Annotated in this window: 8 protein-coding genes; 3 read left to right on the top strand and 5 right to left on the bottom strand. The window is 62.1% G+C overall.

The features are described 5' to 3' along the window. The 5 genes from HMPREF3096_RS31540 to HMPREF3096_RS20280 all read right to left on the bottom strand — a co-directional run. Positions 1 to 430: ABC transporter ATP-binding protein (locus HMPREF3096_RS31540; protein WP_142291521.1), on the bottom strand; the 430-nt coding region annotated here is incomplete at its 3' end. After that, complete coding sequence (locus HMPREF3096_RS20295; protein ID WP_032754724.1) at positions 417 to 1,379, bottom strand: carbohydrate kinase family protein; 963 nt, start codon at positions 1,377 to 1,379, stop codon at positions 417 to 419. The genes HMPREF3096_RS20295 and HMPREF3096_RS31540, both read right to left, overlap by 14 nt. Positions 1,380 to 1,381: 2 nt before the next feature. Next, positions 1,382 to 2,221, bottom strand: a complete 840-nt coding sequence (locus HMPREF3096_RS20290) for a carbohydrate ABC transporter permease (protein WP_032738925.1) — start codon at positions 2,219 to 2,221, stop codon at positions 1,382 to 1,384. After that, positions 2,211 to 3,119, bottom strand: a complete 909-nt coding sequence (locus HMPREF3096_RS20285; RefSeq protein WP_012541290.1) for a carbohydrate ABC transporter permease — start codon at positions 3,117 to 3,119, stop codon at positions 2,211 to 2,213. The genes HMPREF3096_RS20290 and HMPREF3096_RS20285 overlap by 11 nt, the downstream gene beginning before the upstream one ends. 9 nt (positions 3,120 to 3,128) lie before the next feature. Continuing rightward, the gene (locus HMPREF3096_RS20280; protein WP_008804325.1) at positions 3,129 to 4,373 is read right to left on the bottom strand and encodes an extracellular solute-binding protein; all 1,245 of its coding nucleotides are present in this window, start codon (positions 4,371 to 4,373) and stop codon (positions 3,129 to 3,131) included. Between the two features lie 214 nt (positions 4,374 to 4,587). Here HMPREF3096_RS20280 and HMPREF3096_RS20275 point away from each other — a divergent pair, with 214 nt between their 5' ends. The 3 genes from HMPREF3096_RS20275 (at position 4,588) to HMPREF3096_RS20265 (ending at position 7,650) form a co-directional block, all read left to right on the top strand. Further along, positions 4,588 to 5,796 carry an ROK family transcriptional regulator gene (locus tag HMPREF3096_RS20275; protein WP_008804326.1) on the top strand — a complete coding sequence of 403 codons (1,209 nt, stop codon included), beginning with the start codon at positions 4,588 to 4,590 and terminating at the stop codon, positions 5,794 to 5,796. Between the two features lie 74 nt (positions 5,797 to 5,870). Continuing rightward, positions 5,871 to 6,857 carry a fatty acid desaturase gene (locus HMPREF3096_RS20270; RefSeq protein WP_008804327.1) on the top strand — a complete coding sequence of 329 codons (987 nt, stop codon included), beginning with the start codon at positions 5,871 to 5,873 and terminating at the stop codon, positions 6,855 to 6,857. Continuing rightward, the gene (locus tag HMPREF3096_RS20265) at positions 6,850 to 7,650 is read left to right on the top strand and encodes a phosphate/phosphite/phosphonate ABC transporter substrate-binding protein (protein WP_070544565.1); all 801 of its coding nucleotides are present in this window, start codon (positions 6,850 to 6,852) and stop codon (positions 7,648 to 7,650) included. Before HMPREF3096_RS20270 ends, HMPREF3096_RS20265 begins: the two co-directional genes overlap by 8 nt. Positions 7,651 to 7,660 lie beyond the last annotated feature (10 nt).

Below are 7,660 nucleotides of genomic sequence, written 5' to 3'. Positions count from 1 at the left end.
TCGCCACCCGCTGGCGCTGGCCGCCGGAGAGCGCTCGCGGATAGCGAGCCAGCAGTTTATCAATCCCCAGCAGGCTGGCGACCTGCTGCACTTTGCTTTTCTGTAACTGCTTATCCACCTTTTTGACCTGCATATGAAAGGCGAGATTTTCCGCCACCGTCAGGTGGGGGTAGAGCGCGTAACTCTGAAAGACCATCGCCACATCGCGGTCGGCCGGATCCAGATCGTTGACCGGCCGCTTGTTCATCAGAATGGTGCCGCCGGAAAGCGTTTCGAGACCGGCCAGCAGGCGCAGCAGGGTCGACTTGCCGCAGCCGGAAGGGCCCACCAGTACGGTAAAGCTGCCGTCGGGGATGGTGAGGTCCAGCGGCTGGAGCACCGTCTGTTTGCCGTAGCGCTTGGCGACATCGATCAGTTCAACACTGGCCATCGGTGGCCTCCTCAAGGTGATGTTGCAGGGTATGCCAGTCGGGATAGCGGCGCGGGGAGGTGCCGATCGCCTGCGCGGCGACGGTATTTCCCCAGCGCAGCGCGGCTGCCGCAGGTTTACCGCTCAGCAGCGCGGCAAGGAATCCTGCGTTAAAGCTGTCGCCAGCGCCGATGGTATCGATCACGGTGACTGGCCGGGTCGGCGCATGGTGATGGCCGTCGGTCGTCCAGCAGTCCGCGCCGTCGGCGCCGCGCTTTACCACGCACCCGCCGCGGCCGCTGAGCCGTGCCGCCAGGGCTGCGGCGGCTGCGGCGAGGGTCGGGTGGCCGGCCAGCTGCAGGGTTTCAACGTCGTTGAGCAACAGCCAGTCGCAGTCGCCCAGCCAGCGGTCGACCTCATGACGCAGCGGGTCGCTCCAGCCCTGAGGCGGCCAGCCGGTATCGACGGCAAGGGTAAACCCGCGCTGGCGGAGCGTGGCGAGCAGCTGCGGATAGTCGGACAGCAGCCCGGTACAGAGAAAGGTACCGCAGAGCAACACGATATCGCCCTCGCCAGCGGCGGCCGGCAGCTGGCTCAACACATCCCCGGCGGTCAGGCGGGTAATATGTCCGTGGTTGCTGAGGAAGGAGCGCTCTTTGTTGGGATGGGTGATCGCTACCGTCAGCGAAGTTTCACAGGGATACTGCGGCCAGCGTGCGCTGCCGCCGGGAAACTGTGCCGCCAGCCACGGAGTAAACGCGTCGTCGCCCTGACAGCCGACCGTGCAGTGCGGAAGCTGCATGGCGGCGGCGGCCAGCGCGCAGTTGCCGGCAGAGCCGCCGGGCCGCAGAGCGCTGTGCTCGAGCATCATCTCAGTCCCCTGGGCAGGCCAGTGGGTCAGGGTTCCCATCACTAAATCAATATTGTAATTGCCCACGATATAGAGCACAGGTGTCCTGGTGTTATCCATAGTTATCCTTTACTTCCCCCGTTAGTGAGGCCGCTGACCAGCGTTTTTTGCAGCCAGATAGCAATCAACAGCGGAGGGACTGAAGCCAGTATGCCGACCGCCGCCACCAGCCCGTCATCGGTGGCGCGGCCGGCGGTGAAGCCGGCGATGGTCACCGGCAGCGTTTGGGCGGCGAGGTTGCTGGTGAACAGTAGCGCATAGAAAAACTCGTCCCACGCCAGCAGCCAGCCGAACAGCGCGGCGGCGCCAAGCATCGGTTTCGCCAGCGGTAGAGTAATGCGCAGCAGGACCTGCCAGATGCGCAGACCGTCAAGCCGGGCCGCCTGCTCGATATCCTGCGGCAGGGTATCGAACTGGTTTTTGACCATCCACGTCAGAAACGGCACGATCAGCGAGCAGTAGACCAGCACCAGCCCGCTGCGGGTGTTGAGCAGGCCAAAGTGTTCAAGAATAAAATAGAGCGGCAGCACAAAGGCCACGGGCGGCACCATATAGATGCCGAGGCCGGCGTACAGCCAGCCGTCGCGGCCGGGATAACGCGAAAAGCTGAAGGCGGCGGGGATCGCCAGCAACAACGACACCAGCGTCGCCCCGGCGGCCACCAGCAGGCTGTTGCCCAGCGCGGGAAGAAACAGCGCCCCGGGTTCGCCAGGGGCCAGCGACAGCAGATGGCCATAGCGGCTGAAGTCCCACTGCCGCGGGAGCCACTCCAGCGGGACGCGGGTGAGGTCCGCGGTGGTGCTGACGCTCATCAAAAACAGCCACAGCATCGGGGCGAGGATCGAGATCGCCACCGCCAGCGCCGCCAGGTAACGCAGTACGATGTACCCTTTACGCTTCATCATCAACACTCCGGCGCCGCTGACGCAGCAGCAAAAACAGATACAGGGCTATCAGCACGGCGCACATCAGGCTCATCAGCATGGCGTAGGCCGCGCCGCTGCCGGCGCGCAGGTAGCTGAAGGACTCCTGATAGACAAAAAAGCTCAACGTTTTGGTACTGTCGAGCGGGCCGCCGCGGGTCATAACATAGATAATGTCGAACACTTTGAAGGCATCGATGGTGCGTAGCACCAGCGCGACGCCAAGGGGACCCACAATGGCCGGAAAGGTAATGGCGCGAAAACGCCGCCAGGCCGAGGCGCCGTCGAGCCGCGCCGCCTCGTACAGATCGTCGGGAACAGACTGCAGGGCGGCCAGCACCAGCAGGGTGACCAGCGGGTAGTTTTTCCAGATATCCGCCAGCATCACCGCGTGCAGCGCGGAATCCGGCGAGCCCAGCCAGCTGCGATAGCTGTCAATCAGCCCCAGCTGGCTGAGCAGAGCATTAACGCTGCCGTAGTCGGGATTAAAGTTAAGCCGCCACATCATGGCGTTGACGATAGTTGGCAACGCCCACGGCAGGATCACCAGCACCCGCAGGACATTTCGCCCGACAAAACGCTGATTCAACAACAGCGCCACCAGTACGCCGATCGCCCCCTCAATCGCCACCGAGACCACGGTGAAATAGAGCGTTCGCGCGAAGGCCGCACGAAAGTCCGGGTCGGTCAGGGCATAAAGATAATTATCCAGCCAGACGTAGTGGGTCGCCTCGCCGCTTCCCGCCAGCGCGGTATCGGTAAAACTCAGCCACAGCGTGCGCGCCAGCGGCCATGCGGTGAGGATAAACATCGCGATAAGCATGGGCGCTAACAGCACCCATGCCTGACGATGCTCGCGTCGTTGCAGACTCAGCATCATGCCTCCTTAACGCAGACGGGCCGCGCTGGTGTCGACCGCCTTGAGGGCGACGTCGGGCGTGGCTTTACCCTGCAGTACCGACTGAAGCTGCTGTTGCAGGGTGTTTGACAGGCGCGAGTAATCTGCCGTTTCGGGACGAGAGAGCATCACGTTCAACGACTTGTCGGCGGCGGCGATCAGGCTCTCCTGGCCTTTGGCAACGGCAGGATCCTGGTACGAGGCTTTCCACACCGGCAAGCTCAGTTTGGCATACTTGTCCTGTACCGGCTGGGAGGTCAGATAGTGAATATACTGCCAGGCCTCTTCCGGATGCTGACTGGCTTTGGCGATGCCCAGCCCCATAGAACCGTTGACGGCGCCGGGTTTATCCGGGGTATCGCCTGGGGCGGGGACAATGCCAACATCACCTGCGACTTTACTCTGTTTCGGATCGTTGGCCATGTTGTACATATAGGTCCAGTTGAGCGCAAAGGCGGCGTCGCCATTGGAGAAAGCCTTACGCACATCCTCCTCAAGATATTCACGTGATGCCGGGTTGCTCAGCCCCTGATCGAGCGAGGTTTTCATCAGCGTGACCGCTTTCAGCGAGGCGGGCGTCGAAAAATCGAGCTTGCCGTTCTGGTAGAAGCTCCCGCCGAAGCCGGAGACGAGGGTGGTGTAATCGCAGACCAGCGCTTCCGCTTGCGACCAGCTCCAGACCAGAGGATATTTAACAATCCCTTTGTCCTTAAGCACTTTGGCGTCGTCCATTACCTGCTGCCAGCTGGCAGGCGGCGTTTTGATCCCCGCTTTGTCCAGCATGGCTTTGTTGTAGTACAGATATTTGGTGTCGAGGATCCACGGCATGCCGAGGGTTTTGCCTTGATACACCACGGTATTCATCGCCCCGGGGAAAATCTTCTCGCGCTCGTCGGCGGCAATCCGTGAGGAGACATCCTGCAGCAGATCGAAGCGGCTAAACTCCGCCGGCCAGATCGCGTCGAACAGCACCACGTCGTAGCCGTTACCCCCTGCGCCGCGGGCGGCGACGATCTTGTCGTGCAGCGCTTCATAGGGGACGAATTCGAGATTGACCTTCACGTCAGGGTGTTGCTTTTCGAAGTCACTGGTCATCGCGCGAATGTCGTTTTCGCTATAGGCCGCCTGGGTCATGAACAGGGCATTAATCTGGGTCGCTGCGCTGACGCTCCCGCTGATAACGAGCATCGCCAGCAGACAGGCGTTGACCCGTAGTGCGCTGTGGTATTTCATCTTTGCTCTCCGCTGTGCTGTACTGAAAGGGGTTATGATTTATTAAATCAATTTGATTGATTTAATCAGGGCGACAATATCGGCGACATCTCCCGAGGGGCCCCAGCACTAAGCGTAGCAAAGGGTATGCCATCGCGAAGACCCGCCTGCGCGGGTCGTTGTCAGATCTGTGATGCCGGCTAAAATTTCACCAGTCCAGCCTGGAAGGGAAACGATGAAAACATCAGGTACAAACCTTGAACATGCCCGGGTGCATAACCGCCGGGTGATCATTGAGGCGGTGCGTTTACATGGCGAGCTGACCCGCGCCGAGCTGGCGCGGCTGACCGCGCTGACCCCGCAGACCGTGTCGAATATTGTGGCGGAGCTGGAGCAGATGGATCTCCTGACCAGCCACCAACCGCGGCGCGCCAGCGGCCGTGGACAGCCAGCGGTGCCGGTGAGCCTCAATCCCGCCAGCGCCTGGTCAATTGGCATCCATCTTGATCATCAGACGCTGATTGTGGTGCTGGTGGATCTGGCCGGCGAGGTCCATTTTCGCCGACTCATTCTGGTGCAAAAGCCCCAGCCTGGTGCGACCTTTGCCCGCCTCGCTGAGGTGCTGAATGAGATCCGTGCGCTGCCGACGCTGGACTGGTCGCGGGTGCTGGGGATGGGGGTCGTGATGCCGGGGCCCTTTGGCGTGGAAGGGATCTCGTCGACGGGGCCCACGACGCTCAACGGCTGGGAAGGGGTCGATGTAGCGGCGGAGCTCGGGCGACTCAGCGGCCTGCCGGTGACTCTCGAAAACGACGCCACGGTGGCCGCCATTGGCGAACGCTTTCACGGCGTGGCGCGGCAGCTCAACTCTTTTGTCTATCTCTATATTGGCACCGGTCTGGGCGCCGGTATTTTTACCGATGGTCATGTGTATACCGGCCATGCCCATAACGCCGGTGAGGTCGGGCATATTGTGGTCGCGCCGAACGGTCGCCCTTGCTATTGCGGGAATGAGGGATGCCTTGAGCGCTATGTTTCGCTGCAGGCGGCCTATGAGTTTTGCGGCCTCGACCCCTATCGCGCGCTGCCGGAAGATCTGCTGTCGGTGGACGCTGCGCTTTTCGACCAGTGGATCACCAGCATCCTGGCGCCGTTGCGTCAGGCGATCAATTTGCTGGAGTGCGTCTTCGATGCCGAGACGGTGGTGGTGGGCGGTATGATGCCCGCCCCCTTGCTGGAGAAAGTGCTGGCGCGGCTGCCGCCGCTGTATCAGTCTGTGCGCGGGCGTTACCTGCCGGCGCAGCGTGTCAAAATGGGGATGACCGGCACCGATACCGCCGCGCTGGGCGCCGCTGCGCTGCCAATCTTTGATGAATTTAATCCGCAGTTTCAGGTGTTGATGAAAGCGGTGAATACAAACGCGCTTTTTGGCAAAGCTAAGTAAATTAAATACTTTGTTATTTAACGTGTTATCTCACATCTTCGGAGGGAATGAGGCAACACGGCAAGGTATCGGAAGTGACGGAAAAGAAGACGGCTGTCTATGTGGATGATCAACAGCGCATCCTGATCCGCCAGCTGGCGCGCAGCTGGCTGTGGCGCAGCGAGCTGCCGACATGGCTGCTGATTGTGACGGTTTACGGCGGCTGGTTTGCCTGCGTGGCGGGCTGGCAGACGCTGGGTTTGATGCCGGCCACGCTGCTGCTGATCTGGTTTACCACCTGGTATATGTCCTTACAGCACGAGCTTATCCATGGGCATCCCACCCGGCTGGCATGGTTTAACCAGCTGTTGGGGACGCTGCCGCTGGCGGTCTGGTATCCCTATGGCATCTACCGCGACAGCCACCTGGCGCACCATCGCAACCATCTGCTGACGCACCCCGAGGACGACCCCGAATCGTACTATGTGACGGCGGAAAGCTGGCAGCGCTTCTCTGCCTGGCAGCGCCGTCTTATCCACCTGCGCAACACCTTCTGGGGGCGTCTGCTGCTGGCGCCGCTGATGGATATTATTCACACCCTGAACCGCGCGCTGCGGGCTTTCCGCGAGGGTGACCGCCGCGCTATCGCCATGTGGAGTCTGCATCTGTTGCTGCTGACGGGCCTGCTGACCTGGATGGCGGCGCAGGGTTTTTCCCCACTGTGGTTTGTGCTGGCGGTGAGCTACCCGGCGCTGGCCCTGACCAAAGTGCGCTCTTTTCTCGAACACCGCGCCGCGGATGACCCGCTGGCCCGCTCGGTGATCAACGAGGCCGGGCTCCCCTGGCGGGTGCTGTTCCTCAATCTCAACTACCATGCGGTGCATCATGACCTGCCAGGGGTCCCCTGGTACGCTTTACGTCAGCTGTATCTGCATCGCCAGACGGCTTATCTGCAGCGTAATCAGGGGTTCCTGGTGCGTGGGTACGGCGAGTGGCGACGCCATTTTGGCCGCCGGGCGGTGGCGGTGAACGCCCATCCGGGCTTTGGCGAGCAGGCGCAAGCGGGAGGAGAACATGGCTGAACGCATGACCTTTCCGATGTATGCCATCCACCGTCAACAGACCCAGGCCCTGTGGCAGGCGGTGCAGTCGCTGCTGGCCGAACGCGGCGTGACCGTGACGGGAGATCCTCCGGCGGCTGACCCCGAGGATCTGCTGGACCACTGGCGCCAGCCGACGCTGTTGCTGAGCCAGACCTGCGGCTACCCGCTGGTGACCCAGCTGCCGGAGGTGCAGACGGTGGGCTGTTTCCACTACGCCGCGCCCGGTTGTGAAGGGCGCCGCTACCGCAGTCTGTTGGTGGCCCGCGAAGCGGATAGTCATCGGATGCTGGGGGACTTTTTTGGCCGTCGGGCCGCGTGCAATGCCGAGCACTCGCAGTCCGGCTACAACGTGCTGCGTAAAATGGTCGCGCCGCTCTCCCGGGAGGGGCGATTTTTTTCGGCGGTGGCGTTCAGCGGCAGCCATCGGCAGTCGCTGCGCGAGCTGCAGCAGGAAAACGCCGATATCGCCGCCATCGACTGCGTGACCTACGCGCTGCTGCAGCGCCATCAGCCGCAGGCCCTGGCAGGCCTGGTGGCGATCGGCTGGAGCCCGGCCGCGCCAGGGCTGCCGCTGATCACCGCCGGCGCCACTCCGGCGGCGACGCTGAATAGCCTGCGCGAGGCGCTCCAGCAGTTAGTGAGCGATGCGCGCTATCGTCCCCTGTGCGATGCCTTGCTGATCTGCGGCTATAGCGATATGCCGCGGGAGGCCTATGCGCCGCTGCTGGCGTGGCGGGATGAGGCCGCGGCGCTGGGAGTCAGCCAGCTATAGGTAAAATGCC

Origin of the sequence: Klebsiella sp. HMSC25G12, assembly GCF_001807705.1 — a bacterium.
Classification (GTDB): domain Bacteria; phylum Pseudomonadota; class Gammaproteobacteria; order Enterobacterales; family Enterobacteriaceae; genus Klebsiella; species Klebsiella variicola.
This window is presented reverse-complemented; position numbering and strand designations above follow the sequence as displayed.